We start from the raw sequence: 26,356 nt of genomic DNA, 5'->3' as shown, positions 1-26,356 counted from the left end.
GGCCGCAGCCGCAAAACAGCCTTAACCTGACCCAAACCATGAAAAAAACTGCTTTTATTGTCTGTCTGGCACTTTTCTGCGTAACACATGTGTTTGCTGAAAAACAAATAAAAGTATCTACGATAGGTGCTGCGATCCCCGGTTATTCCAACCGGACCGACATGGAAAACATCGTGAAGGAAATTATCGGCTTTTGGGATCAGCAAATCAAGCAGGTATTACCCGACCAGCCTGACCTTATTTTGCTCCCCGAGTTTTTTGACATGCCAAGCGGGTTTTCCACCCGGGTCCAGGAAGAGTTTATTAAAATAAGAGGCAGTAAAATACAGGATTTCATTGCCGCAACGGCCACCCAAAACAAATGTTACATCGCTTTCGGGACTTTGCTCACCGACGAAGCAGGCAACCTGAGAAATGCTGCGGTATTGGTGGACAGGAAAGGCAAGCAGGCAGGAATCTATTACAAAAACTTCCCGACCATAGGCGAAATCGAAAGCGGCATTGTGTCCGGAACTGAAAGCCCCGTTTTCGAATGCGATTTCGGCAGGGTGGGGATGGCGATCTGCTTTGACCTGAATTTCGAAGAGCTACGCGACAGCTTCGCAGAAAAAAAACCTGACGTGCTCCTGTTTATGTCCATGTACCATGGCGGGCACATGCAGAAGAACTGGGCTTATGCCTGCCGCTCCTATTTTGTGGGAGCGATCAGCGGCCGCGGGACACCTTCTGAAGTGCGCGACCCGCTGGGTGAAGTCGTAGCGAGCACCAGCAACTACAACAACTACGCCACTGCTACCATTAACCTCAACTCAAGGCTTGTGCACCTGGGCTACAATTTTGAAAAGCTTAGCTTACTGAAAGCGCGCTACGGCTCGAATGTGCACATCAAAGACCCCGGGTGCCTGGGCCCTGTTCTGGTCACCGGTCTCGACGAGAAAATACCCATTGACCGGATGCTGAAAGAATTTGAAATTGAAAATATGCATGACTACTACAACCGTTCGCGGGCGGTGAGAGCGAAGCAATTGAAAATTCAATAATAAAAGGCAATTCAGCTCAGTCAAAAGAGTATTCGTTCTTCAAAAACGGATATTCCTTAGCACAAGCAACCTGCTAAATGAACGATCTACCGGACAAGCTTTCGCGGCGGACTTTCGCCACCGGACTACTTTCAACAGCCGTCCTAACCGCATTTGGGAAAAACGAACAAAAAGCGGGATTCGATCTCATGAAAGAAGTTCGCAAGTTCAGAAAACTGGACGCCTACGCAACTTCTGTTTTTACCCGGGAAAGCATAGAGCAGCACCTCGATTTCGCCGACCGGTACGGCATTTCGAAATTGTTTGTAGCCAATCCCATGACACAGATTGAGCTCACTCCCGCCCAGTTCCGCGAGCACAACAACAAAGTGATACAAGCGGTAAAAGCACATCCTGAAAAGCTGAGGGGACATTTCACCGTGAACCCTCGTTTCAAAAAAGAATCTCTCGACGAGGTCGACCGTTGCCTGGACGCCGGGCTGGTCGGAACCCGTCTCTACCAGCAGGTAAAAATCAATGACCCGATATATGCCCCTGTAATCGAAAAGCTTGCATCGCGCAATATCCTTATTTTCATGCATGGTGAATGCCAGATGGGTGTGGGTGGCTATAAAATGAAGTACGACGCCAGGAAAGTCCCCACCATTTCAACCCCTGGAGATTTTGCCGAAGTCGCTGCCAGGTACCCCGAAGCGATGTTCCAGTTTGCACACATGGGCGGCGGAAGCGATTGGGAATGTATGTGCAGGACCTTCGAACCTTATCCCAATATTTTTATCGATACGGGCGGCAGCAACAACGAAGAAAATATGATAGATTTTGCCCTGCAGCACCTGGGGGAAGATCGCTTGTTTTTTGGGTCCGACGCAAGTTTTTATCAGAGCATCGGGAAAATTTTTGCCTCCCGGCTTACCGATTCACAGAAGGAAAAACTGTTCTTCTCCAACTATCAGAAAGTATTAAAAAAAGGAGGTTTCCATGTGGATTGACATCAATGCCTATATCGGCCACTGGCCCTACAAACAACTGCACGACAGTACACTCACAGGATTGATCGCCCGGATGGACCGGTTCGGAATCGACAAAGCCGTGGTAGCCCATCTTGACGGAGTGCATTTCAAAAATTCACAGTCCGCCAATGAAGCGCTTTTTGCACAGCTCAAATCGGAAAAAAGCCTGCAAAAACGCATTATCCCTTTCGCTGTCATTAACCCGGCCTATCCCGGTTGGGAGGCAGATCTCAAAAAATGCATTTCGAATGGGATCGCCGGCGTCCGGTTGTACCCCCAATACCACGACTACCTCCCGGAGGACCCTGCCTGCGTAGCGCTTGTCAGAAAATGCCGGGATGCCAACCTGGTGGTCGGCCTTACTACCCGGATGGTGGACAGCCGGCAACGCTCCTGGCTCGACCTGCCGAACGTAGCAGGGACCGAGATCGGCGAATGGAGCCTCCGTCAGTTCATGCCGCTTGTACGGGAAGTACCCGGGGCCACTTACTTCTTTCTGAACGTTGCAAACGGCCTTGCGGTAGCAAAGGAAGATGCCGCTTTGCTGAAAAGTGATAAAATTATATTTGATACATCGGGCCGGTCGCTGGGATTCATGCCTGACCTGGTCCAACAATATGGCGCCGGGAAATTTGCCTTCGGTTCACATTCTCCCCTGCTGGACTACGTAACCGGCATGCTCCGGATTGAGTCTTTACGTGATTCGGAAGCCACCCGGGCCCAAAAAGATCAAATGCGTTCCGGAAATGCCATACGGCTCCTGGGTACGCATATACGTTAAAAAAATAAAGCGCTTTTCAAAATTCAATAGCATTCTGACATGGCAAAAATAAACCGGAGAGATTTCTGCACTGCGGCAATCGGCTCTGCCTTCGTAGCCGGTGCAGGCCGGCTCAGTGCCTCACCCCTGCCCGCAACGCCGGACAACGAAGCCCAAAAGGCGCCTTTTATCATCGACACCAACGTAAGCCTGGGTCAATGGCCCTTCCGGCATTTAAAGTACCAGGGCGCCGGAGCGCTCGGCGATAAGCTAAAAAAACACCGGATCAAACAGGCATGGGCCGGAAGTTTCGACGCGTTGTTTCACAAGAACATTGACGCCGTCAACGCCGCCCTGACAAAAGAATGCGCCGCCTATGGACGCAACTTTTTCCTCCCGTTCGGGACTATCAACCTGGCCTGGCCGGATTGGGAGGAAGACTTGAGAAGGTGCCATGAGGTATACAAAATGAAAGGCATCAGGATTTACCCATCCTACCAGACCTTTGACCTCACTCACCCGGATTTCGGCAAGTTTTTTGAGCAGGTAGCAAAGAGAAAACTCGTGCTCCAGATTGTAGGTGATATGGATGATTCCAGGAACCACCACCCGATCGTGCTGGCACGTGATTTCAGCTACGCCCCTTTAACCGAACTGGTCGCAAAGACACCGGAAGCCAGAGTTCAGTTGCTGTACTGGAACCACCGCGTCAGCGCGAAACAGATGGACCTCTTCGTCGGAACTCCGAATATTGTTTTTGATACTGCCCGGATCGAAACCGCAGGGGGTATCGATGCCATGCTCGACGGTAACCAGCATCACAAAGACCGCGTCTTTACTTTTGGCGGGATAGAGCGTACCCTGAGCGAGATTCCGTGGGGTAGAAATTCAAAACCGGTACCCGCCGAACGCATTCTTTTCGGATCTCATGCCCCTTACTTCCCGGTAGAAGCCAGTCTTTTCAAGCTGTTTGAATCGGATCTGACACTGGAACAATCCAAATCCATTATGGAGGGCAATGCGGCCGGGCTTCTTCAGGGATGAGCTGCCTTTTTTGTGAGCCGTAAAACACCGCCCACACCTCATCGCTCACCCCTCAAACCTTAAAAAAATGAAAAATATTTTTGTACTCGATCCCAAACTGTATGGGCTTCCTTCACGGGAGGAAATGATTGGTTTCCGAATCTGGGACAGCCACTATCACGGCTTCTTTGCCACGCCGGTTCCTATCAAACAGCATGAAGCCATGCTGCACTATGTGGAGCGAATGGGTGTTGAAAGAATAATCTCGGTAGATATCGGCGGGACGCTTGCCGATCCGCTGACGGTCATGGCACATGATCCCGCACAGCTCGAAATCCTGAAAAAATACCAGTCACGTGTGTCGGGCATTATCCCCATCGATCCGGGCTTTCCCGAAGAAAGCGTGAAGAAGATGGACAAATGGATCAAAGACGGTCCCTGCATTGGCATCAAATACGTGGGCGGGAACAAACTGGGCGTTGTCTGTAGCGAACCGCAAAACGACCTTATCATCAGCCATGCCAAAAAACTGAACGCCGTTATCTATATCCATACCTGGATCAAGGTGGGAGGCGATCCGCGGCGCCCGGGCGGCGCGAACCTTCCGGGTGAATCAGCGCCGTGGCATGTAGTCGAACTGGCGAAACGCTTCCCGGATGTAAAGCTGATCTGCGGCCACGCAGGCGGCGACTGGGAACTCGCGGTCCGTACAGTAAGGCCTTATGAAAACATCATGTTCGAATTCAGCGGTGCCGATCCGCATTCAGGTTCGGTAGACCTGGCAGTAAATGAATTGGGCGCCGACCGGATCGTATGGGGCGGACATGGCCCTTCAAGATCCTTTTCTACTGAATTCTCGAAAGTGCTGGATGCCAGCATCAGCCACGAAGACCGGATGAAAATTTTCGGGCGCAATTACCGGAAACTGTGCAAAGCCATGTTTGACCAAAAAGGCTGGTCCTTAAAAATATGAAGGCATCGTCCGCCCCGTCCCTCAGGCTGTTCATCTGCAGCATGCTCCTGGCAGCCTGTCTTTTGCCCGCTTTTTCTCCGGCTGCGTACGGACAGGAACCCATTGCAATAACCACTTTGCCCGGACTTCAGTTTGACAAGGTACAGGTAGCTGTCAAGCCTGGCGCACGCATAACGCTTACCTTCACCAACCAGGATGATATGAGCCATAACCTGGTGATTACCAAACCCGGCAAACGGACCGCCGTAGTGGAGGCGGCGATGGCCCTGGCGGAAAAGGGGCCGGAGATGCAATACATACCGCGCTCGGACGATGTGCTGTGGCATGTCCCGGTAACGTCACCCGGTGAAAAAAAGAGCATTACGTTCAATGCACCGACCCTCACCGGCGCCTATCCTTTTGTATGTACCTACCCCGGGCACGGGTTTGTGATGTACGGCGTCATACACGTTTCTGCCGATCTGAGCATGCCACCCGCGGCAAAAGATCCCGATGTGCCCGAGTCTCGTAAAAGCAGTGAGCAGGCGCATACACATCACCAGCAGGCGCCTCAACATCCGTTTGAGCAGACTCCACCCTTTCTTTACCGAGCGTTCATGGAAGAGTCCGGGCTTGCCAGTATAGCGGTTCGTTTACCGGGGGAGCTGGCCTTCTGCTGGGACGCTGAAGCCTGCAAGCTCCGATACGCCTGGTCCGGGGAATTCCTGGACATGAAGGATTTTTGGCATGGGCACAAAAACGCGTACGCTAAGGTGCTCGGAACCATATTTTACCGTGACAAAGCCACCCATCCCCTTCGTTTGGGAAACCGGGAAGTAGAGCCGACGGTAAAATTTAAAGGATACCGGCTTGTTCGCCAATACCCCGAATTCCACTACCAGGTAAACGGCACCGACGTCTACGAGCTTATCCGCGAGAAACCGGACGGTTCGGGCCTGGAACGCAGCATCAGGATACCGGACGGTATAGAACCGGTCTGGTTCATTTCCGGTGAAAATGACGGCGTGAATTACAAATTTTCTGCCGGTACCAAAGAACCCGACGGCAGCCTAAAGCTCAGTCCCACACAAGCAAAGGAGTTTACCATTACAATGACACGTTAGGTGTGAGATGTGAGGTATGAGATATGAGGTAAATCCCCTCACCCCCTCAAACCTCACCCCTCATACCTCATACCTACAACCAGATGAAATCAGCTTTTCTTTCGGGACTTTTCCTCTTGTTTGGCGGATGGTCTGCCGCGCAGGAAACTGCCCAAACTTCATACCGTGTAGAAAACATCGAAATGCCGGCCGGGCTTGACGCGGAAACGGGCGGAATGGCTTTTTTCCCGAATGGCCGGTTGGCGGCCTGTTTTACGCGGGGAGAGGTAATGGTATATGACTTCCCGTCAAAACAGTGGTCGGTTTTTGCCTCGGGCTTGCACGAGCCATTGGGGTTACTGGTTGAAAGCCCCTCTCAAATTGTCGTTCTCCAACGCCCGGAGCTTACCCGGATCAGCGATACCGACGGCGACGGGAAAGCAGACCATTACGAGACCATCACCGACGACTTCGGGCTTTCCGGCAACTACCACGAATTCAATTACGGGCCGGTCAGGGACAAAGCCGGTAACCTGTACATCGCCTTAAACACGGCTTCATCCGGAGCGGGCTATCGCAAAAACCCACGTGGTCCCGTCAACCTGGCAGGCAGGGACAGCACTACCGGGCGCAAGCAAATGTACAGCATCGTACCCTACCGCGGTTGGGTACTCCAGGTAAAGCCCAATGGAAAAACCGTACCTTTCGCGTCGGGCTTTCGTTCGCCCAACGGCATTGGCTTCGACACCAAAGGCAATCTTTTTGTAGCGGATAACCAAAGCGACTGGGTAGAGACCAGCAAGCTTTTCCATGTGGAAAAAGGCAAATTTTACGGTCATCCGGCGAGCCTGATCTGGGGGGATGACTGGGACGGCAGGAATCCCTTCCGGATGCCGGTTAAAGAGTTAAATAAAATGCGCACAGAGGCTGCCGTTTTCTTCCCGCATGGCATAATGGCCAACTCTCCCTCCGAGCCGGTAGGTATTCCCGCCGGGACGCAGTTTCCCCAGTTTGAAGGCCAGCTGTTGGTCGGAGAGATGAACCACGACCGGATCATGCGCGTCATGCTGGAAAAAGTTGACGGCATTTTCCAGGGCGCCTGCGTGCCCTTCCTGGACGGAAACGGCCTCAGGATGGGGAACAACAGGATGGTATTCGCCCCGGACGGAAGTCTCCTTACCGGGCAGATTACACACGGGTGGGCAGGTTCAAAGGGAATTCAGCGCATCAGCGCGGGTGAAAAGCCCGCGCTCGACATACAGAATATGCAGGTCATCAACGGAGGGTTTCGCCTTACGTTTACGCAAACACTCGACAAAAAGGCCGCCACCGAGCTGTCCGGATATCATATCAGGCACTATGCCTACCAATACCAGAAGAAACCCATTTCCGAGCCGATCGACCAATCCAACCAATCGGATATCCGGGACGTAAAACCTGCGCGGGTAACACTTTCGGCCGACAAAAAATCGGTCACCGTCTTACTCCCGGAATTAAAGAAAGGTTATGTTTACGAATTTAAGCTGGAGAACATTAAGAGCGAAAGCGGTACACCACTGGTCAACCGGCTGATCTGCTACTCGCTTAACCGCCTCCCGGTAAAGAAAAACTAGCCAAAACCGCTTACACTTACCTCAATTTCAACACTTTCCACGGATAAAGTTTTGTATTTACCGGTTGTCCTTTAATTTTAAGGAACTATCAGTGCTATACATACTACATCCGATGAACGAAGACTTTCTAGCCTATTTGTGGCAACATCAGTATTTTGACCGTATTGCTTTACAGACGGTTTCCGGCAGTAGCCTGACGCCGCTACGGCCAGGGCACCGAAACTCAGATGCCGGCCCCGACTTCCTTGAAGCCAGGATTGAGATAGACGGCATACTCTGGGCCGGAACTGTTGAAATACACGTCCGGACTTCTGATTGGAATCTCCACAAGCATCACAACGACCGGTCATACGGGAGCGTGATCCTCCATGTGGTATGGGAAAATGACCTGGCCCCGGACCATTACCCCAACAACCATGTCCCGGTTCTTTCTTTAAAAGATCGGGTTAGCCCCGATATGCTCGCGCTCTACACCACCATGCTGCAAAATCTGCAGGACATTCCCTGCGAAAGCCAGTTTGAAGGGGTATCAATGCTGCAAAAATATAACATGATCGACAAGACGCTCATTGCCAGGCTGCAACGGAAATCAGTTGCGATTTCGGAAATGCTGACCCGCAACAAGGGTGATTGGGATGAAACAGCCTGGCAACTGATAGCCCGCTACTTCGGCGCACGGATTAATGCAGACGCTTTCCAAAAACTTGCCGAACGGGTTCCGCTCCGGCTTATGCTGCGCCACAGAGCCGATCTGCTCCAGCTTGAGGCGCTCCTGTTCGGAACGGCCCATCTCATTCCCGGGGAAAGCACGGCCGGTTATGTAGCAGACCTGAAGCGGCAGTATTTATTCCTGTCGGGGAAATACGGCCTCCGCGACCGCCTTGACCCCATTGAATGGAAGCTCCTCAGGCTTCGCCCGGCGGGGTTTCCGACTGTGAGAATTGCCCAACTGGCGGCTCTCATCCACAGGAACGGAAACTTGTTTTCCCTGTTAACGTCATTCGGCAGCTTCGGGGAAATTGCCCGCGCCCTGAAAAGTGTACAGTCGCCGTACTGGCATACGCACTACCACTTCGGTAAACCGGCAAAGGGACTGGTTCCGCCTATGGGCGCGGAAGCCGTCTACCTGATCCTTATCAATGCAGCGGCACCCATCCTGGCCGCCTATGGATTCAAAACCGACACCCCTCAATATCTCGACAAAGCGATAGGCCTGCTGGAGGAAACACCGGCAGAAAATAACAAAATTACCCGTAAATGGCGGAAATTAGGGATACGTCTCAATACGTCCGCCGCCTCACAGGGTGCCACCGAGTGGTATCAACAGTACTGCAGTGCAAGGCGTTGTCTGTATTGCAGCGTCGGCAATGCCCTCTTAAGCCGAAACCCAGCTAAGAATTGCTGATCAGGCTCACCCCGGGGATCATAAACAACGCCCCGACTACAAAAGGGACCAAGGTCTCCCATTTGGTGATTTCAAGCCCGAAAACCGGCTTATCAGACAGAAAAGCTACACAGGCAAACAATACGAGCAGAATTCCTATTACCGTGAGAAGTGCACCAAAAAAACGTTTAAACCTGGTATTTTCCATTTCCCTGTCAGATGAATGCGTAGCAGAATCTTTTTCGAGCCACAAATATACGAATACCGTTCACAGAGCGTGCAGACCGGTTACAAGCATCTCTTTTCAGATGTCTAAAGCAAGGCCCAGCGGACAGTGGTCGGAATGAATCGCGTCATTGAAATGCCTGCAATTGATTAACTTGGAAGCCAGTGCTTCCGAAACTGAAAAATAATCAATACGCCACCCCTTGTTGTTGGTACGCGCATTGGCACGGTAAGTCCACCAACTGTACTCGACCAGGTCGGGATGCCTCGTCCTGAACGCATCCGAAAAGCCGGAATTGAACCAGCCGGTCATCCAGGCCCGCTCTTCGGGCAAGAAGCCGGAGCTTTTCTTATTACCGACAGGATCATGAATATCCGTCGGGGTATGTGCAATGTTATAGTCGCCGCAAATAATCAGCTTCGGACGTAACGTCCTGAGTTCAAGAGCAAACTTATAGAAATCGTCCAGGAATTGCATTTTTACAGTTTGCCGCACCTCACCGCTGGTACCTGAAGGGAAATAACAGTTAAGAAGTGTTAGCTCACCGAAATCGGTTCGTAAGACCCGGCCTTCACCGTCAAAAAACGGTACTCCAAACCCTTGCACCATCAGGTCGGGAGATACCCTGGCGAAAGTGGCAACTCCACTATAGCCCTTTTTTTCAGCGGCAAACCAACCCACCAGTTGATATCCCAGTTGTTCGAGGGGGGCAAGGTCGACTTGCTCCTGCAGGGCTTTTACCTCCTGAAAACACAGGACATCAAAGGGTTGCCCTTCAAAAATGGCAGCCTTCAGCCAGTCGGCCAACCCGTTTTTGAGCGCTGCCCGTATTCCGTTAACATTATAAGAGAGAATCCTCATTGTCCGGGAACGGCGGCACTGCCGCTCTTTTTATCTCTGAAGAAAAGAAGGAAAAGAATCAAAACAACAAAAGAAATACCTGCCGGAACCAGCCAGATAGAAGTCCAGTCCTTACTTCCGTCGGCCAGCGTGTAGGTATCGGCGACTATCCCGGAAACCCAGGAACCGATCCCCATTCCGATACCGTAGGTAGCGAGGTAAATAAGCCCTTGCGCCGCCGATTTTACTTTTTCACCTGCCCGGTTATCGGTGTAAATCTGCCCGGTAACGAAGAAGAAATCGTAACATACCCCGTGCAGGATAATAGCGAGATACAGGAGCCATTCGCTGGTATTGGCGTCACCGTAACCAAACCCTACAAACCTAACGATCCAGGCCAGAAGTGCGGAAATTAACATCCACTTCACACCAAACCTGGCGTAGATAAACGGGATCAGCAGCATAAAAATAATCTCGGATGCCTGTCCAAGCGACATCTTGTTTTCAACATTGGTCATGCCCGAATCGGTGAGCGAAGGATTCGCCCAGGCGTAATAGAACGAAAGCGGGATACAGATCAGGATTGAAGAAACAACGAATATGAGGAAGGAACGGTCTTTTAAGAGACGGAAAGCGTCCAGGCCGAGAATCGCTGCAACAGAGGCATTTTTATTGGCTTTGGGCGGCGTATCCGGTAGAAAAAAAGCATAAATGCCCAGAACCAGTGACATCACCATGGAAATCTGGAAAATGGTCACTTTGTCGCCAAACCCGTACAGGCCAATGAAATTCGTCACCACAATCCAGGCCACGGTCCCCATTACGCGAATAGCAGGAAATTCTTTTTCGGAGCTTACCATCTGCTGCATCGCGATAGAGTTGCCCAGGGCAAGCGTAGGCGCGTAGGTAATGCAGTAAAGCAGGATCATCCAGAAGAATGCATCGGGGTCCTTCGTTTGAATCAAAAAGTACAATACCAGTGCGCCCACCAGGTTCAAAACACCCAATACTTTCTGAGCCGCAAAAAAGCGGTCAGCTACCAGTCCGATAAAAAAAGGAGCAATAATCATAGCGATCGAAAAAGCCGCGTATGCGTTTCCAACCTGTATTCCGGTGGCCCCCAGCTGGGTAACCATATACTTGCTCATTTGTCCATACCAGGATCCCCAAATCACAAATTGGAGAAACATCATCAACATTAATTGTATTCTAACGGTAGCTTTCATTTCGGGTTATTCAACTGTTACATGACCAGTCCGGTCACTCAGGAAATTATTTTTTTTAGTTCGTTCAGTTTAAGCAATGCTTCAATGGGTGACATCGTGTTTACATCGAGCGACTCCAGCCTGGATTTCAGTTCTTCGAGCCTCGGGTCGGCGGCTTCAAAAAGGCTTAACTGGAAGTTATTTTTAGGTATTTCCCGGATCCGCTTCTTATGCTGGTCCGCCACATGGTCTTTTTCAAGATGGCGCATGATTTCGTCCGCTCGCAACACAACCGGCTGGGGCATCCCGGCTATTTGCGCTACGTGAATCCCGAAGCTATGTGCGCTGCCGCCCGGTTTCAGCTTGCGGAGAAAAATAACCTTTCCGTCGACCTCTTTTACCGAAACATTAAAATTCCGGATGCGTGGAAAATCCTCCGCCAACTGGTTCAGCTCGTGGTAATGCGTTGCAAAAAGCGTCCTTGCCCGGCACTGTTCGTGCCGGTGCAGATACTCCGTTATCGACCAGGCAATAGCAACTCCGTCATACGTGCTGGTCCCTCTTCCGATCTCATCCAGCAGCACAAGGCTCCGGTCACTGAGATTGTTCAGGATACTTGCTGTTTCGGTCATTTCAACCATAAAGGTACTTTCTCCCCGGCTGAGGTTATCACTGGCCCCTACCCTGGTAAAAACCTTATCTACCAAACCTACCACGGCAGATTTGGCCGGGACAAAGCTGCCCATCTGGGCCATCAGCACAATGAGGGCTGTTTGTCTCAGCAGTGCCGATTTACCCGCCATATTAGGCCCGGTAATGATAATAATCTGTTGGTTCTCTCCGTCGAGATACACGTCATTCGGCACATAAGCCTCGCCAAGAGGTAATTGGTGCTCAATGACCGGGTGCCTTCCGCCTTTAATATCGAGTACGTTTTCCACGGCTATTTCCGGCCTGACATATTTATTCTTCAAGGCGGAAGTAGCAAACGAAAGCAGGGCATCGAGCTCGGAAAGCATGCGGGCATTTTGCTGAATAGCACCTATATATTCGGTTGCGAATGCGGCCAGCTCCTGGAAGAGATTGTGCTCAATGGCGAAAATCCGGTCTTCGGCGTTCAGAATTTTCTCCTCGTAGGTTTTGAGCTCCATGGTAATATACCGCTCGGCATTTACCAGCGTTTGCTTCCGGATCCACTCTGCGGGCACCTTATCCTTGTGGGCATTGCTTACCTCCAGGTAATACCCGAATACCTTGTTATAGGCGATTTTGAGCGAAGGAATCCGGGTAGCCTCGCTTTCCCTGTTCTGCAGTTGCAGCAAATAATCTTTACCCGCGTAGGCAATGGTGTGAAGTTCATCGAGCTCCGCGTCGATCCCGGTGCGGATCATTCCCCCCTGGTTGGTCACCACCGGCACGTCTTCCCTGAGTTCCGCTTCGATCCGGTTCAGCAGCGCTTCACAGGCATTTAACTGGTCCAAAAAGCGCTGGAAAGAACGCTGGGCTGAAGTTTCCTGCTGGTCCCCGGTTTCGATAGCTTTACGTAGCCGTTCTTTAATGGGGCCAATCTGGAGCAGCGCTTTTTTTAGCTGAACCATCTCGCGCGGATTAATCCGCCGTACGGCTACCTTGGAAATCAGCCGCTCCAGGTCGCCGATCGGTTTGAGCAACTGGACCAGTGCTTCGTGCAGCGACTTGTTGCCGACAAAAAGCTCCACGGTTTTGAGGCGCTCCTCGATAGCACTTTTCTCCTTCAGCGGCAGAACCATCCAACGGCGCAGGATTCTCGCCCCCATCGGCGTGACGGTATGGTCCAGCACGTCAATGAGCGGTACTCCGCCCTCCTGCTGGGCATATACCAGCTCGAGGTTGCGGATGGTAAACCGATCCAGCCAAACATGCTGATCTTCTTCCAGCCGCATGATGCGGTTAATATGCGAAATCTCCCGGTGCTCCGTTTCCAGGAGATAGTGTACGATCACCCCGGCCGCAACAATTCCGAGGGGCAGATTTTCTATTCCGAACCCTTTGAGCGTACTGGTCTGAAAATGAGTAGTCAGCTTCTCCTGCGCAAATTCGAAACCGAAACACCACTCATCGAGTTGAAAAGTATGAAACCGTTCCCCGAAACTCTGGAAAAACCGTTCTTTCTCTTTCTTTGAAAAAAGGACCTCGGATGGCGCCAGGCTTTGCAAAAGCTTGTCAATATAAGCCGTATTCCCCTGGGCGGTCATAAACTCACCAGTGGATATATCCAGGAAGGCAATACCGTGCCGATCATCCTTCCCGAAATGGATACTGGCCAGATAGTTGTTCCTTCTTGTGTCCAGAACATTGTCGTTGAGCGACACGCCCGGTGTAACCAGTTCGGTCACTCCCCGTTTAACAATTCCTTTGGCCGTAGCCGGGTCTTCCAGCTGATCACAAATAGCTACCCGCTCACCGGCTCTTACCAGTTTGGGAAGGTAGTTATCGAGTGAATGATGAGGAAAACCTGCAAGCTCCTCGTGCGCTCCCCCGTTGTTCCGCCGCGTCAGGACGATCCCCAAAATCTTGGACGCCTTGACCGCATCTTCCCCGAAGGTCTCGTAAAAATCCCCGACCCGGAACAGTAAGAGTGCTCCCGGGTACCTGGACTTAATCTGGTTGTATTGTTTACTTAAAGGTGTCTCCTTTGGGGCAGAAGGTTTTGCCAAGGCTTATTTTGTTAAATGGTTGGCCAGCGGAATTACTACAGCTGCTATTTACAAAAATAAGCGGTTATTGTCTAAAATAATCGCAATTGCCCGCCTTTTATGAAGCGTGTGGTATCCAGTTGAGGTGCAGTCCGTCCCGCCAGAAACCGGTTACAGGCCAGTTGATGCATCTGTTGAATGGTCTGTGCCAGAACGCCTTCTCCCCGCATTCGCTGATAAAACCGGGAGTCATTCAGACTACCGTTATGACAGGCCCTGATCTGGTTCAATATTTTATCCGCCCGGTCCGGGTAGTGCCTCCGCACCCATTCCGTAAAGATCCCGCCGATGGCGCCATTTAGCCTGACAATGGTGAATCCAGCCCAACAGGCTCCCCTTTCTGATGCAGCTTTGATAATGGCCGGAACTTCATGGTCATTCAGCCCGGGTATCAGCGGTGCGGTCATCACGCCTACGGGGATTCCGGCCCGGTGGAGCTCTCCGAGCGTGTCCAGTCTTTTTTGACCGGTTGCGGTGCGAGGCTCCAACGCTCTCCTGGTGGTTTCGTTGAGCGTCGTGACCGACAACGCCACTGAAGCCAGGTTCATTTGCGCCAATTCCTGAAGAATATCCAAATCCCTGCGCACCAGTGCATTCTTTGTCAGGATAGCCACTGGGTTCCGGTACCGCAGGCACACCTCCAGCAACCTTCGCGTCAAACCAAATTTCTTCTCGGCAGGCTGGTAACAATCCGTATTACCGGAAAGGTGAATCACACGGGGCCGCCATTTTTTTGAATTGAAAGCCTGCTCCAGCAAATCCGGGGCGTTCATTTTGACAATGATCCTGGTCTCGAAGTCCAGGCCGGCCGAAAAGCCCCAATATTCATGCGAATTTCTCGCAAAGCAATAGATACAGCCATGCTCGCACCCCCGATAAGGGTTGACCGAGGTAAAACCCTCCAGGTCGGGACTTTCGGCGTCGGATACGATCGACTTCGGATATTCCGTGATAAATTGAGTAACGGGGTCCGACAGCTCGTCATCCCGATGATCTGCCCATTCCTCATCCTGTTCCACCCTTAACTTCGAAAACCGATTGGGCGTATTGATCCCGGCCCCACGTCCTTTTGGTGCAGTGCTCATAAAGCCAATAAATAGGTAATTATTAAAACAAAGGAAGCTGATTTCCATACCCGGGAGCCGGCGGTGGTTTCGGGTATCCTTCAAACCTGAAATCCCGTAAAAATTTCTTTCCCCGCCCTGATTCCCTCAATAACCGTAACCCTTCCACGGGAAATGCCATTTCAAAATGCTGGCCTTCCCATGCTTTCCTCACTACTCCGCACTGTGCTTGTGTCAACCCCTTTGCAATTGTCACATGAAGGTTCTCTGTGAACTCAACACCCCGTACGCCTCCTACCATTTTAAAATCCCTCCGCCATTTTCCTTTGTCATCGATCACACGGTCAAAACACTGCTTACCTTGCGCTACCATAAAACAAAAGGCCCCGCCATTCAGATCGTCGAACCCCGTTAACTTTACGTTCAGCGGCTTCACTACCCTGCACCTGGCTTCCAGTAAATCAAAAAGCCTCCTCTCACAATGAGGACTCATGGACCAGTTGGAAAAGCTGAGGTGGGGCAGCTTGACCGTCGCATTCCTGAAACCAAACATCTTCACAAACCTGCGTTGCCACTCAGCCACGCAATCAATTACTCCATGAGGCATAATCAGGTAGCTATAGTAGTGAAGCCGATTGAATGCAATACACTGATCCGTCATTTCCCTTTGTTCATTATGGTTTCTTGACAAATATAATATAACAATATTATATAATACAAATAAACCATATATCAATTTTTTCAATGAGTCGCAGCGATATTCCGTAACGTAGAAATGATGGTCCACCGGAAATTTGTTCATAGGTTTGTGCGTTCTCAACCACCTGACACCACATGCAGCCAGACCCCACCTTATTAAGCGATCTGATCAGCTACCAAATGCCTTTCGGCAAACACAAGGGGAAATCGCTTACGGAACTGCCTGTCGCGTACCTCGAATGGATGGCCCGCGAAGGCTTTCCAAAAGGTCGTCTCGGCCAGCTTCTGGCGACACTTTATGAAATCAAAATCAATGGTTTAGAATACCTGCTCGAAGATATCAGGAAAGGGCAACGTTAATGAAGCGCCTTTTTTAATGCTTCAACAGCTGTAGCAGGCGGAACATTTTCATAAATCACCTGGTATACCATTTCGGAAATGGGCATTGGAACGCCATGCCTGAGGTTAATGCGATGGATGCTCCTGGCAGCATAATATCCCTCGGCAATCATTTTCATTTCCAGCTGGGCAGCCGCCACGCTGTAACCCCGCCCGATCATATTCCCGAAAAGGCGGTTCCTGCTGAACTGCGAGTACGCGGTTACCAGCAGGTCCCCGAGATAGGCGGAAGCGCTCAGTTGCCTCGGGCGCGGGTCCACCGCATTGAGAAAGTGCTCTATTTCCGACATGGCATTTGACACCAGCACCGCCTGAAAATTGTCACCGTACCCCAGTCCGTGCGTAATTCCGCAGGCCATGGCGATAATATTTTTCATAACGGCGGCATATTCGACGCCGTACAGATCGTCGGAGGCGCCGGCTGAAACAAACCGGCAGGTCAGTATGGACGCTACCTTCGCGGCAGATTCAAGGGAGTGCGAGGCAATAGTCAGGTAGGACTGCTTTCCCAATGCTACTTCCTCGGCATGGCATGGCCCCCCGATGGCGCTCAGGTTTTCCTTCGAAACCGAAAAATCGCGGGCCAACCAATCGGTAACCAGCAAATGGTCGTCCGGCAACAATCCTTTTACGGCGGAGATCACCTGTTTCTTTTCGAATATTTTGCCGGAAATTCCTGAGAAGGGATCCTTTACAAATGCTGCCGGAATTGCGAGGACCACATACTCCGTTCCTTTAAGCGCACTGGTGAGGCTTTCATAGGGTGTTACACGCTTGGGGTTAATATATACGTCACTAAGGTAGGAAGGGTTATAGTGGTGTCGTTTGATATGTTCAACGTCTTTCTTATCTCTTAACCACCAATTCACCTTGGTCCCTGGGTTTTCCGCCAGGATCTTCACCAGGGCTGTGGCCCAGCTTCCGCCTCCTATGACCGTTACTTTTCTGCTACTGGATAACATCACCGAAATTTGTACCGTCTGATTCTTATTAATTTGTTGCTAAAAATCGTTACTTTTTCACAAATAGAAAGTACTATATAATGATTAGTTTCCGGTCTCCGGTACCTTTTAATTTCTTTGCTCGATTTGTTTCATTCTTTTAACATAACTAATACCGTACCTTATGAGCAAGTTTGATGATGCAATAGCCACCTATATGGGAGAGGCGAAAAAACAAGGATTATCTGTAGATCAGGACCTTCTGGTAAAAATCACCAAAGGCCTGGGCCCTTCTATTTACAACGCCGATTCCTCCAAGGTCTCCTCCAGCGACCCACAGGAGCTTGAAAGAGTGAAGAAAAACTTCCTGATAAAAAAACTAGGTCTCGCGGACGGCCCGCAGCTGGACACGCTCATACAGGGCGCCGTTAAGCAGATCGGTTCATCCAACACCAACAAATACAGAGCTTTGTTCTATTACCTTCTGGTAAAAGACGCCGGAAAAGAATCTGCCTATTAAGCAGTTATCGTAAACAAACAGGCCTGGATGAGACGTCTCATCCAGGCCTGTTTGTTTTTCAAAGCTTTCTACTTTTTCGGTTTGGCATTCTTTTCGCCCTTTTTGGCCTCTCCTTTGGCGACTACCGCTTTGCCTGCCTGCAATTTCTTCGACACCGCAATATATGGTCCCGAGATTACCTCCTCGCCTTCCTGTAGTCCCGAGAGGATCTCGATACGTTCAAAGTCACTGATACCGGTTTTAACTTCTTTGATCGCCGCCTTGCCTCCCTCATTAACAAATACGATCTCTTTTACCACTTTTTTTCTTTCCTGGTTGTCCTGATCGCCGCTTTCGGAAGATTCATCGCCTGTAATGACCGTATCCCTGGTTGTGACCGCCGATACCGGTACCGACAATGCACGATTTTTCTTATCGGTAATAATCTCAACCGAAGCTGTCATACCGGGCTTGAACGGGTAGCGCACATTTCCGCGGTTGTTCAGTACGGCGGCATAAGACGCGTTTAGTATTTTTACGCGGACTTCAAACTCAGTCACTGCGTCAAGCGAAGTAGTGGTGGTAGTAGTCGTATTGATAAGGCCGTTTGCCGTATTGGCTATTTCACGAACCACGCCCATAAACTTCTTGCCCGTGCTGAGATAGGCGTCCACTTCGATTTCCACTGTATCGCCAAGGGCTACCCGGACAATATCGTTTTCGTTTACGTTTACCCGCACCTCCATGTTGTCCATATTGGCAATCCGCATCATTTCGGTACCGGCCATCTGGCTGGTGCCCACCACCCTTTCTCCCACTTCAACCTTAAGCAATGAGATGATACCGCTTACGGGTGCAAAAATGGTAGTTTTCCGAAGGTTTTCGGCAGCGTCCCGAAGGTTGGCTTCCGCGCCTTTGATATTGAACCTGGCGGCCTGGATGTTCGCCTTCGCCGCTTCAATATCGCGCTGGGCAACCAGGTAATCGGAGCTGGCCTGCTCAAATTCGGAAGCGGGTATTACCTTGTCTTCATACAATTTTTTGCTCCGGTCATAATTCGCTTTCAGCCGGATAAGCCGGGCTTCGTTCTGGGCAAGCGCCGCATTGGCCTGCTCCATACTGGCCTTGTTGGCATCGACGGTAGCCCGGGCGCGGGCCATCTGCGACTCATAATTATCGGGGCGAATTTTCAGCAGGATCTGCCCTTTTTCCACAGAATCTCCTTCAGCGACATACAATTCTGTAATTTCCCCGGATACGTCAGGGCTGAGCTTTACTTCGACTTCCGGCTGTATCTTCCCCGAGGCACTCACCTTTTCTACGATGCCGGCCCTCGACACTTTTGATATTTCGACCTCTTCCGGTTTTTCCTTGCCGATCCATCCAGCCTGCTTGGCTACGAACAAGCCTCCGATCAACAGAACCAGGCTGCCGCCGAGTATCCACCAGATATTGTTAGAAGATTTACGTGCCATATTATTTTGTAGGAATTAAATACATAAAAAAGCTTGTTTTTCGCCAGGACTATTGGTCCAGGTTCAGGGGTTTTGCCATGTAGAAATCAAGGACTTTCACTCTGAAAATATAATCGTATTTGGTTTGAACCAGGTTGGCTTTGCCCCGGTCGAGGTTGGCTTTTGCTATGTTAAACTCCGCCGAACTGAGCGCCCCGGCATTAAACCGGCTCTCTGCCGCGCGGAATGCCTCGGTAAACGCGTCTACCTGGTTCACGGTGGCACTGTACCGCTTGGCCGCGTTGGTCATGTTGACGTAGGCCTGCTCAATATTCTGGCGTACCGTATTGGTAGCCAGTTGCTGATCATATTCGGCACTCAGCTTCTGCAGCTTTGCATTGGCAACTCCATATTTCGCCTGGAAATTATTGAAAATAGGCACTCTCAGATTGAGGCTTACAGAGGAGTTGCGGTTAAAATCCAGTATCCCGAAATAATTATATTGTTTGTACGCGCCCCCCGGGATAGTGACGATGTCTGTAATGTATTGCCTGCTCCCGTCGATGTCGATAAACTGTGTTTTTGAAAGTACTTCTGCCTTTGTAGCCGGGGTTCCGTTGGCAATAAACAACTGTTTGGGCGCATTGCTGGAATAGGCCGTACTCAGCCCCGCCGACATGGTCAGAGTAGGAAGGAATTTCCCCCTGGCCACGCTGATACCCCGTTCGGCGGCTTCAATTTTGAACCTGGCGGCCTCAAACTGCGGGAGATGGCTCAGCGCAGCTTCAAATACCTCGTTAACCGTGGCATCGTAGGCCAGTAATTCCGGATCTTTAAGCGGTACCGACTTGACCTCAAGCACAAACGCTCCCGGAATATTCATGAGCTGTTTCAGCGAGAGCCTGGATGTTTCAAGGTTATTCTGGGCATTCAGCAAGTTAAGCTCCTCATTTGCCAGCTGCGCCTTGAGGTCGAGCAGCTTGGATTGCGCTTCGGCGCCGGCATCAACCAGTTTTTCCATACGGACTACCTGTTGGCGGGTCGCTTCCATCTGGCGGTCGGCAACCGTTACCAGCTCCTGGTTATTCAGAATCTGGAGATACCCCAAAGCGACGTTAAGCATCAGGTCATTCCGGGCCGCCTCATAATCCTTTTGACTGGCTTTTGCAGAGAGTTCGTTACGTGCTATCGTATGATGCTGCTGCCCACCGTTATAGAGCGTAACGCCGGCGCCCAGCTGGTAGTTGTTGTAGCTGATATTCTGCTGTACGAACTGGTTGGTAAACGGGTCGATATTCCGTCCGAAACTGAATCCCTGGGAAGCATTGAAGTTCAGGCTCGGCCAGCGCATCCATTTCGATTGTTCCAGGCTCACGATGCTTCCTTCCACCTGCAACCCCGCCTGGTTCAGCTGGGGGTTGTTCCGAAGCGCTATTCCGATCGCTTCTTCCATATCCACCGGCCCCGTCGGGGTAACCGGGCCTGTTACCTTCTGACCAAAACCGGAAAGTGACAGTAATTGAAAAAAAAACAGGCAAATGAGGGCGTAAGTCCTATTCGAAAACCGCATGAGAATTGACTTTTAGCTTGTACTATGACGCAACAATATTACGTTTTCTCTCAAAATCCGCTCCTTTTTTTGGGACAGGCGGTTGAGGAACAATTTAAAAGGGCAATATAGGCCTACGGTTATTTCGGGCTGACACCAACCCCCTAAACGGGGATCAGCGCTTGTAATCTGCCATCTTAACCAGAGACTTACAAAACGTATATTCTTCCGGCTGGTTGGATCCCACCACGACCAATTGGCCTGTATCCATCAGACGGAGCACATTTTCCTGGTACCACCGGATGCCGTTATGATCCAGGTTGGAGGTAGGTTCGTCCAGAAAAACGAGCGGCACATCGGTTTGAAACGCTACGGCAAGCTTCAGTCGCTGCTTCATTCCGGATGAAAAATGCCGGATAAGCTTCCCGGCAGCGTGTGAAAGCTGGGCGAAATCAATAAACTCCTCCACTGAAAGCGCGCCTTTGAACGGCTTGAACCGGCTTTGAAATGCAACAAATTCCAATAGTGTAAACTCTTCGATCAACTCCAGGTAGGGTGCTGCCATGACCAGGTAGCGGTGCCAGTCGTCTACGTGAATGAGAGCCGCGTCCCGTCGATAGGTAATAAGTCCTTCATTAACGGGCAATTGGCCCATAATCAGCTTAATCAGCGTAGACTTCCCGCTCCCGTTAGCCCCCACAAAAGCGTAGCCGTTTCCCGTCGTCAGGCGTAAATCCACCCTCCGCAGGATCCATTCCGTGCTAAACTTCTTGCCAGCGTTTTCGAGTATAATTTCCAAACTTCAAATGCCGATTTCCAAACATGGGAATTCTGCCTCATACACGAACCAGCGGACCACTATTCGGACTCGTTGCCCTCCTGGCTCGATGTCTGTAACGGGCTCTTAATAATTCCCCGCTCGGAGGTACGGATAAAATTGACAATTTCATCCCGCTCCTTCGAAGCCGGCAATTCTATTTCTATGAGGCTGAGCGCGTCCGCATTGTTCAATCCTTTCACAAAGACATACCGGTATACATTCTGTATTTCGGCAATCTGCTCGTTGGTATAGCCACGGCGCCGCAGCCCCACTGAATTGATTCCGGCATAGGATATTGGCTCGCGGGCGGCTTTGGTAAAGGGCGGAACATCCTTCCTTACCAGCGACGCACCCGAGATAAAGGCATGAATACCGATTCTTGTAAACTGGTGTACAGCGCTTAATGCGCTCACGATAGACCAGTCGCCGACGTGTACGTGTCCGGCCATCTGTACATTATTACCAATAATGCAATTGTCACCTACACGGCAATCGTGCGCAATATGCGCATAGGCCATGATCAGGCAACCCTTGCCGACTTCGGTCTTCCAGTGTTCCTCCGTACCTCTGCTGATGGTCGCATATTCCCTGACGGTAGTATTATCGCCGATATAGGTAAGCGTATATTCTCCGTGGTATTTTAAATCCTGCGGAATCGAGGAAATCACCGCACCGGAAAAGATCCGGCAGTTTTTTCCTATTCTGGCGCCCTCATTAATTACAACATGAGAACCGATCCAGGTGCCTTCAGCGATTTCCACGTCTTTATGGATCATCGCAAACGGCTCTATCACAACGTTGTGGGCAATTTTCGCCTCGGGGTGTATGTAGGCTAGTGGCTGTATCATTTTTTTCTAACTAAGCTGGCAATCATGTCTGCTTCGCACACCAGTTGATCGTTCACATACCCTCTTCCCGTCATCTTAACGATTCCCCGTTTCATAGGTGAAATAAACACGCACTTGAATATTACGGTATCTCCGGGGAAAACGTTCTTCCTGAAACGGCAGTTTTCGATACCGATCAGGTAAGGCCAGTAGTTCTCCGGGTCCGGAACAGAGCTGAGGACAAGGATACCGCCGGTCTGCGCCATTGCCTCAAGCTGTAACACACCGGGCATGACGGGATTACCGTCAAAATGGCCGACAAAGAATTCCTCGTTGATGGTGACATTCTTGATTCCCACCACACTGTTTTCATCCAGAGCGATAATTTTATCGATCATTCTGAAAGGATAGCCGTGCGGCAGCAACTGGGCAATCTGGTTAATATCGAAAATCGGCGGTTTGCTCGGGTTGTAGCTTGGAACGTCGCCTTTCTTTTGTTTGATGAGTTTCTTGATTTTTTTTGCAAAGGCAATATTGGCGGCATGTCCGGGTCTGGCGGCCAGGATCTGCGCCTTTAGCGGACGACCCACCAACGCCAGGTCTCCGATCAGGTCAAGCAGCTTGTGCCTGGCCATTTCGTTTGGATAATGCAGTTCTATATTATTCAGGATCCCCTTTGCCTTATCGATACTGATTTTGGGTTTTTTCAAGAGATCGGCAAGGTGGTCCAGCTCTCCTTCTCCTACCTCACGGTCCGCAATTACGATCGCATTGGCAAGGTCTCCCCCTTTAATCAGGTTCTGTTTGAACAACATTTCCAGTTCATGCAGGAACACGAACGTACGGCAACTTGCGATTTGCGTGGAAAACTGGGCGATATCATTAAGAAAAGCGTGCTGGCTGTTGATAACGGAAGAATTATAATCCACCATTACCGTAAGGCGGTAGTCGGGAAGCGGAAGGGCTGCTATCTCGATGTCCTTTTCCTCATTTTTGTAGTGTACATACTCCGGAATTTCGAAATAATCCCGGTAAGCGTTTTGCTCTACAAAACCCACACTCTCCAGGGCTTCCACAAATTTAATGGAGCTGCCGTCCATAATGGGCGGTTCCGGACCATCCAACTGGATCAGCACATTGTCCAGCTGAAGTCCGACGAGCGCAGCCAGGGTATGTTCTACGGTATGTACGCGCGCACCATTTTCCTCAATCGTCGTACCCCGAGACAGGTCCACGACATTATCGACATCGGCCGTAACCGTGGGTTGCCCGGGTAAATCGACCCGCTGAAATTTGTAGCCATGGTTGGCCGGGGCGGGAACAAAAGTCATGTTCACCGCTACTCCTGTATGAAGCCCTACGCCGGAAACTGATACCGACGCCTTAATGGTCTGTTGCTTCTCGTTCATTTTGTTTTTTTAGCTGAAGAAAGGACCCGGTTAAACCACCCCACCTCCAGAACCACTTCAATACTATTTTCCCTCGTGAGATTTTATTCCCGCACTAACTTCTACATTTTCAAGTCGCTGAACAATTTCGGGCAACCTCCTTACCAGAGATTGGGCCCGCAAATGCGCTTTCAACTCGGTAGCAGGTGATCCAGACAGAGACAGGTTTTCCTTTTTTACCGATTTGGAAACCCCCGACTGTGCACCCACCTTGGTACCGTTGGCCAGCGTAATATGCCCTACCAACCCTACCTGACCTGCTATTACGCACTGGGCCCCCACTCTTGTTGAGCCCGAGATTCCCGACTGGGCCGCTATTACGGTATTTTCTCCGATCTCCACATTATGGCCCACCTGGATCAGATTATCCAGTTTGACCCCCTTCCGTATAATAGTAGACCCCATCGTAGCGCGGTCAATGGTTGTATTGGACCCGATGCTGACGTTGTCTTCTATCACCACATTGCCCAGTTGCGGGATACGGCGATAAGATCCGTCTGCCTCGGGAGCAAAGCCGAACCCGTCACCGCCAATCACTGCGTTGGCAAATATAGAACAATTGTTTCCAATCACTGTTTTGTCATAAATCTTTACGCCGGGATGAATTACGGCGTTGTCACCGATTATGACATTTTCCCCCACGTAGGCCCCTGAAAAAAGCTGCAGATTTTTACCGATCCTGCTGTTTTTCCCTATATAGGTAAAGGGGCCGATATATTCGTTTTCTCCTATGACGACATTTTCACTAATAAAGTACGGCTGCTCTCTCCCGGCCGAACGCTGCTCGGTAATCTTCTGGTACTCCTCCAGCAATTGTGTGAAAGCGAGGTACGGATTGGCTACGCGAATAAGTGCGGCGGTATAGGGTTGTGATGGTTTAAAGGACTGATCAACAATAACCGCGGAAGCGCGCGTTGTATACAGGAACTGTTCATATTTGGTATTGGCGAGAAACGAAATATCGCCATCCGACCCTTCTTCTATTTTGGATGCGGAACGGATAATACCTGTTGAATCCCCCTCTACTGTCCCATTTAGTAACTGGGCTATTTGGCTTATTGTGAACTCCATAAAAACTTTTGGGAGTTGTATTAAATGCGGTTAATAATTAAAGCGTCGTCCACAGATGATTCATTCCAGCCTTTTCTTCAAGACTTGGGCCTCAAAGATACGTTTTTAGCCCAAGAAACGAAGTGTTTGCTGACAATCTTACTCAACGCGCGAATGGCCGGCAATTCCGACGCTTCCGATATGTCAATTACGCCTCCATTTTTCATTTTCACCTTAATCTGTTCGCTTTCTGTAAGATAGGCGGCGTTCGATATCTTCCCTTCCACCGCGAAGTAATGCAGGTATTCGGCGGGCACGCCGTTGGCCGATAACGAAATTCTGGCTTTTTCAAACGTTTCCCCACTTTGTTCGGGCGTAACAAACTGTAATTTAAACAGGCTGCGGCTTAACAACATTCTGCACAGGGTCGACAAAACGAAGTCGTCGTGCAGCATCCAGACTTTGATCGATGCCCACAGATCGGTATCGTCCAGGTTGGTAAAAAGGGCGGAGAACCCCGGTTCGAAAAGTGCTTTCGGTTCCTGGAAACGTGATCTCAAAAAAGCGCTCAGCACAGGTGTGGCAAAGACGTCGGTTCCCTGACCGGCGAGCTCACGGGCCCGGCCGACAATCTGTGAAAGCATGGTTTCCGCGCACAACGAGGTTTTATGAAGGTAAACCTGCCAGTACATGGTCCGCCGGGCGTTCAGAAAATGCTCGATACTAAGCAATCCCTTCTCCTCCACCACCAGCTGGTCGTCTACGATATCGAGCATTTTGATGATGCGGTCCGTACCGATTGACCCCTCGATGACGCCTGTATAGTAGCAATCGCGGTTGAGGTAGTCGAGCCGGTCCATGTCCAGCTGGCTGGAAATGAGCTGGTGAAAAAACTTCCGTTTATAGACGCCTTCGAACATCTCGATCGCCAGGTCAAGCCGGCCATGAAACTGCACGTTAAGTTCTTTCATGAGCAGCAACGAAATCTGCTCGTGCGGGATATGGGGAAGCAGCGTATTTTCGAGCACATGGGAAAAGGGACCGTGCCCGAGGTCGTGGAGCAGGATGGCGGCCTGGGCGGCCGTAGCCTCCTCTTCGGAAATGGCATGTCCTTTCCCTTTAAGGGTCTGCAGGGCCTGGTCCATCAGGTACATGGCCCCTATCGCGTGGTGAAACCGGGTATGCAGCGCACCGGGATATACCAATTCGGTCAACCCCAGCTGCCGGATTCTCCGCAGGCGCTGAAACCAGGGATGCTCGATCAGGTCGAACAAAAAATCCGACGGGATGCTGATAAACCCGTAAACCGGGTCGTTGATAATTTTACGTTTATTCAATAGGTCTGACTTTTCACAAAAATAACAATCGCAATAAATCTCGAACTATTCTGGCGTACATATTTGCTTAAAAGAAATCAGTAAGTATTTTTGCACTCCCAATCGCAATGCGCGTGGGAGACGGAGCGAAAAATCCGTAAATTAGCGCATCGGGCCTATAGCTCAGTCGGTTAGAGCACCTGACTCATAATCAGGTGGTCCCAGGTTCGAGCCCTGGTGGGCCCACTTCAGAATCAAGCACTTAGCAACAAAAGCTAAGTGCTTTTTTGTTGAAAGAGGCTATTTTCACAGTAGTTTTTGGATATAATCATTCAATTTAGTCTGTTGACTTTTTTGCGGGAAAGGCCTGCTTTATCACATAAGTATAATAGGTATAGT

At 50.5% G+C, this 26,356-nt stretch carries 24 protein-coding genes and 1 tRNA gene; 11 read left to right on the top strand and 14 right to left on the bottom strand.

What is annotated here, in order from left to right; genetic code table 11:
* Positions 1 to 38 precede the first annotated feature (38 nt).
* From ABD852_RS12940 to ABD852_RS12905, 8 genes are all read left to right on the top strand, one after another.
* A complete protein-coding gene (locus tag ABD852_RS12940) occupies positions 39 to 1,040 on the top strand; it encodes a carbon-nitrogen hydrolase family protein (RefSeq protein WP_345029543.1) in 1,002 nt (333 codons plus the stop codon).
* 77 nt (positions 1,041 to 1,117) lie between these two features.
* Positions 1,118 to 2,029, top strand: a complete 912-nt coding sequence (locus tag ABD852_RS12935; protein WP_345029540.1) for an amidohydrolase family protein — start codon at positions 1,118 to 1,120, stop codon at positions 2,027 to 2,029.
* Positions 2,019 to 2,831, top strand: a complete 813-nt coding sequence (locus ABD852_RS12930; RefSeq protein WP_345029538.1) for an amidohydrolase family protein — start codon at positions 2,019 to 2,021, stop codon at positions 2,829 to 2,831. Before ABD852_RS12935 ends, ABD852_RS12930 begins: the two co-directional genes overlap by 11 nt.
* A gap of 39 nt (positions 2,832 to 2,870) precedes the next feature.
* A complete protein-coding gene (locus ABD852_RS12925; protein WP_345029535.1) occupies positions 2,871 to 3,854 on the top strand; it encodes an amidohydrolase family protein in 984 nt (327 codons plus the stop codon).
* 67 nt (positions 3,855 to 3,921) lie between these two features.
* Positions 3,922 to 4,806: an amidohydrolase family protein gene (locus ABD852_RS12920; RefSeq protein WP_345029532.1), complete on the top strand. Its 885-nt coding sequence runs from the start codon at positions 3,922 to 3,924 to the stop codon at positions 4,804 to 4,806.
* Positions 4,803 to 5,909: a plastocyanin/azurin family copper-binding protein gene (locus ABD852_RS12915; RefSeq protein WP_345029530.1), complete on the top strand. Its 1,107-nt coding sequence runs from the start codon at positions 4,803 to 4,805 to the stop codon at positions 5,907 to 5,909. The genes ABD852_RS12920 and ABD852_RS12915 overlap by 4 nt, the downstream gene beginning before the upstream one ends.
* Positions 5,910 to 5,992: 83 nt before the next feature.
* A complete protein-coding gene (locus tag ABD852_RS12910; protein WP_345029528.1) occupies positions 5,993 to 7,501 on the top strand; it encodes a PQQ-dependent sugar dehydrogenase in 1,509 nt (502 codons plus the stop codon).
* Positions 7,502 to 7,613: 112 nt separating this feature from the next.
* Positions 7,614 to 8,906 carry a DUF2851 family protein gene (locus ABD852_RS12905; protein WP_345029526.1) on the top strand — a complete coding sequence of 431 codons (1,293 nt, stop codon included), beginning with the start codon at positions 7,614 to 7,616 and terminating at the stop codon, positions 8,904 to 8,906.
* On the opposite strand, the gene ABD852_RS12900 is transcribed toward ABD852_RS12905, so the two are convergent.
* The 6 genes from ABD852_RS12900 to ABD852_RS12875 all read right to left on the bottom strand — a co-directional run bounded on the left by ABD852_RS12900 (position 8,893) and on the right by ABD852_RS12875 (position 15,616).
* Entirely contained in the window at positions 8,893 to 9,093 is a 201-nt protein-coding gene (locus ABD852_RS12900) for a hypothetical protein (protein WP_345029524.1), read from the bottom strand. The two genes, ABD852_RS12905 and ABD852_RS12900, sit on opposite strands and share 14 nt — an antisense overlap.
* A 96-nt stretch (positions 9,094 to 9,189) precedes the next feature.
* Positions 9,190 to 9,972 (bottom strand): exodeoxyribonuclease III, encoded by a 783-nt coding sequence (locus tag ABD852_RS12895; RefSeq protein ID WP_345029522.1) that lies wholly within the window; start codon positions 9,970 to 9,972, stop codon positions 9,190 to 9,192.
* Positions 9,969 to 11,177 (bottom strand): nucleoside permease, encoded by a 1,209-nt coding sequence (locus ABD852_RS12890; protein ID WP_345029519.1) that lies wholly within the window; start codon positions 11,175 to 11,177, stop codon positions 9,969 to 9,971. The genes ABD852_RS12895 and ABD852_RS12890 overlap by 4 nt, the downstream gene beginning before the upstream one ends.
* Positions 11,178 to 11,215: 38 nt before the next feature.
* Complete coding sequence (gene mutS, locus ABD852_RS12885; protein ID WP_345029517.1) at positions 11,216 to 13,852, bottom strand: DNA mismatch repair protein MutS; 2,637 nt, start codon at positions 13,850 to 13,852, stop codon at positions 11,216 to 11,218.
* A gap of 71 nt (positions 13,853 to 13,923) precedes the next feature.
* Complete coding sequence (locus ABD852_RS12880) at positions 13,924 to 14,976, bottom strand: PA0069 family radical SAM protein (RefSeq protein ID WP_345029513.1); 1,053 nt, start codon at positions 14,974 to 14,976, stop codon at positions 13,924 to 13,926.
* Between the two features lie 22 nt (positions 14,977 to 14,998).
* The gene (locus tag ABD852_RS12875) at positions 14,999 to 15,616 is read right to left on the bottom strand and encodes a hypothetical protein (RefSeq protein ID WP_345029512.1); all 618 of its coding nucleotides are present in this window, start codon (positions 15,614 to 15,616) and stop codon (positions 14,999 to 15,001) included.
* Positions 15,617 to 15,789: 173 nt separating this feature from the next.
* Between ABD852_RS12875 and ABD852_RS12870 the strand changes: the two genes are divergently transcribed.
* Complete coding sequence (locus ABD852_RS12870) at positions 15,790 to 16,014, top strand: DUF3820 family protein (protein ID WP_345029509.1); 225 nt, start codon at positions 15,790 to 15,792, stop codon at positions 16,012 to 16,014.
* Here the strand turns inward: ABD852_RS12870 and ABD852_RS12865 are convergent.
* Positions 16,011 to 17,015 (bottom strand): NAD(P)H-dependent glycerol-3-phosphate dehydrogenase, encoded by a 1,005-nt coding sequence (locus tag ABD852_RS12865; protein WP_345029506.1) that lies wholly within the window; start codon positions 17,013 to 17,015, stop codon positions 16,011 to 16,013. The two genes, ABD852_RS12870 and ABD852_RS12865, sit on opposite strands and share 4 nt — an antisense overlap.
* A 163-nt stretch (positions 17,016 to 17,178) precedes the next feature.
* Here ABD852_RS12865 and ABD852_RS12860 point away from each other — a divergent pair, with 163 nt between their 5' ends.
* A complete protein-coding gene (locus tag ABD852_RS12860; RefSeq protein ID WP_345029503.1) occupies positions 17,179 to 17,514 on the top strand; it encodes a DUF2853 family protein in 336 nt (111 codons plus the stop codon).
* A 68-nt stretch (positions 17,515 to 17,582) separates the two neighbouring features.
* Here the strand turns inward: ABD852_RS12860 and ABD852_RS12855 are convergent, their stop codons facing one another.
* The 7 genes from ABD852_RS12855 to ABD852_RS12825 form a co-directional block, all read right to left on the bottom strand.
* Positions 17,583 to 18,968: an efflux RND transporter periplasmic adaptor subunit gene (locus ABD852_RS12855; protein WP_345029501.1), complete on the bottom strand. Its 1,386-nt coding sequence runs from the start codon at positions 18,966 to 18,968 to the stop codon at positions 17,583 to 17,585.
* A gap of 49 nt (positions 18,969 to 19,017) precedes the next feature.
* Entirely contained in the window at positions 19,018 to 20,517 is a 1,500-nt protein-coding gene (locus ABD852_RS12850) for a TolC family protein (protein WP_345029499.1), read from the bottom strand.
* 154 nt (positions 20,518 to 20,671) lie between these two features.
* Complete coding sequence (locus ABD852_RS12845; RefSeq protein WP_345029497.1) at positions 20,672 to 21,295, bottom strand: ABC transporter ATP-binding protein; 624 nt, start codon at positions 21,293 to 21,295, stop codon at positions 20,672 to 20,674.
* A 59-nt stretch (positions 21,296 to 21,354) separates the two neighbouring features.
* The gene (gene lpxA, locus ABD852_RS12840) at positions 21,355 to 22,164 is read right to left on the bottom strand and encodes an acyl-ACP--UDP-N-acetylglucosamine O-acyltransferase (RefSeq protein WP_345029495.1); all 810 of its coding nucleotides are present in this window, start codon (positions 22,162 to 22,164) and stop codon (positions 21,355 to 21,357) included.
* On the bottom strand, positions 22,161 to 23,552 hold the full coding sequence (locus ABD852_RS12835) for a bifunctional UDP-3-O-[3-hydroxymyristoyl] N-acetylglucosamine deacetylase/3-hydroxyacyl-ACP dehydratase (RefSeq protein WP_345029492.1): 1,392 nt from the start codon (positions 23,550 to 23,552) through the stop codon (positions 22,161 to 22,163). The genes lpxA and ABD852_RS12835 overlap by 4 nt, the downstream gene beginning before the upstream one ends.
* 63 nt (positions 23,553 to 23,615) lie before the next feature.
* Complete coding sequence (gene lpxD, locus ABD852_RS12830; protein WP_345029490.1) at positions 23,616 to 24,662, bottom strand: UDP-3-O-(3-hydroxymyristoyl)glucosamine N-acyltransferase; 1,047 nt, start codon at positions 24,660 to 24,662, stop codon at positions 23,616 to 23,618.
* Between the two features lie 77 nt (positions 24,663 to 24,739).
* Positions 24,740 to 25,978: an HD domain-containing protein gene (locus ABD852_RS12825; protein ID WP_345029487.1), complete on the bottom strand. Its 1,239-nt coding sequence runs from the start codon at positions 25,976 to 25,978 to the stop codon at positions 24,740 to 24,742.
* A gap of 151 nt (positions 25,979 to 26,129) precedes the next feature.
* Here ABD852_RS12825 and ABD852_RS12820 point away from each other — a divergent pair.
* Positions 26,130 to 26,203 (top strand) — tRNA-Ile (locus ABD852_RS12820).
* The last annotated feature ends 153 nt before the right edge of the window (positions 26,204 to 26,356 follow it).

It is taken from the genome of Ravibacter arvi, assembly GCF_039540405.1.
Classification (GTDB): Bacteria; Bacteroidota; Bacteroidia; order Cytophagales; family Spirosomataceae; genus Ravibacter; species Ravibacter arvi.
This window is presented reverse-complemented; position numbering and strand designations above follow the sequence as displayed.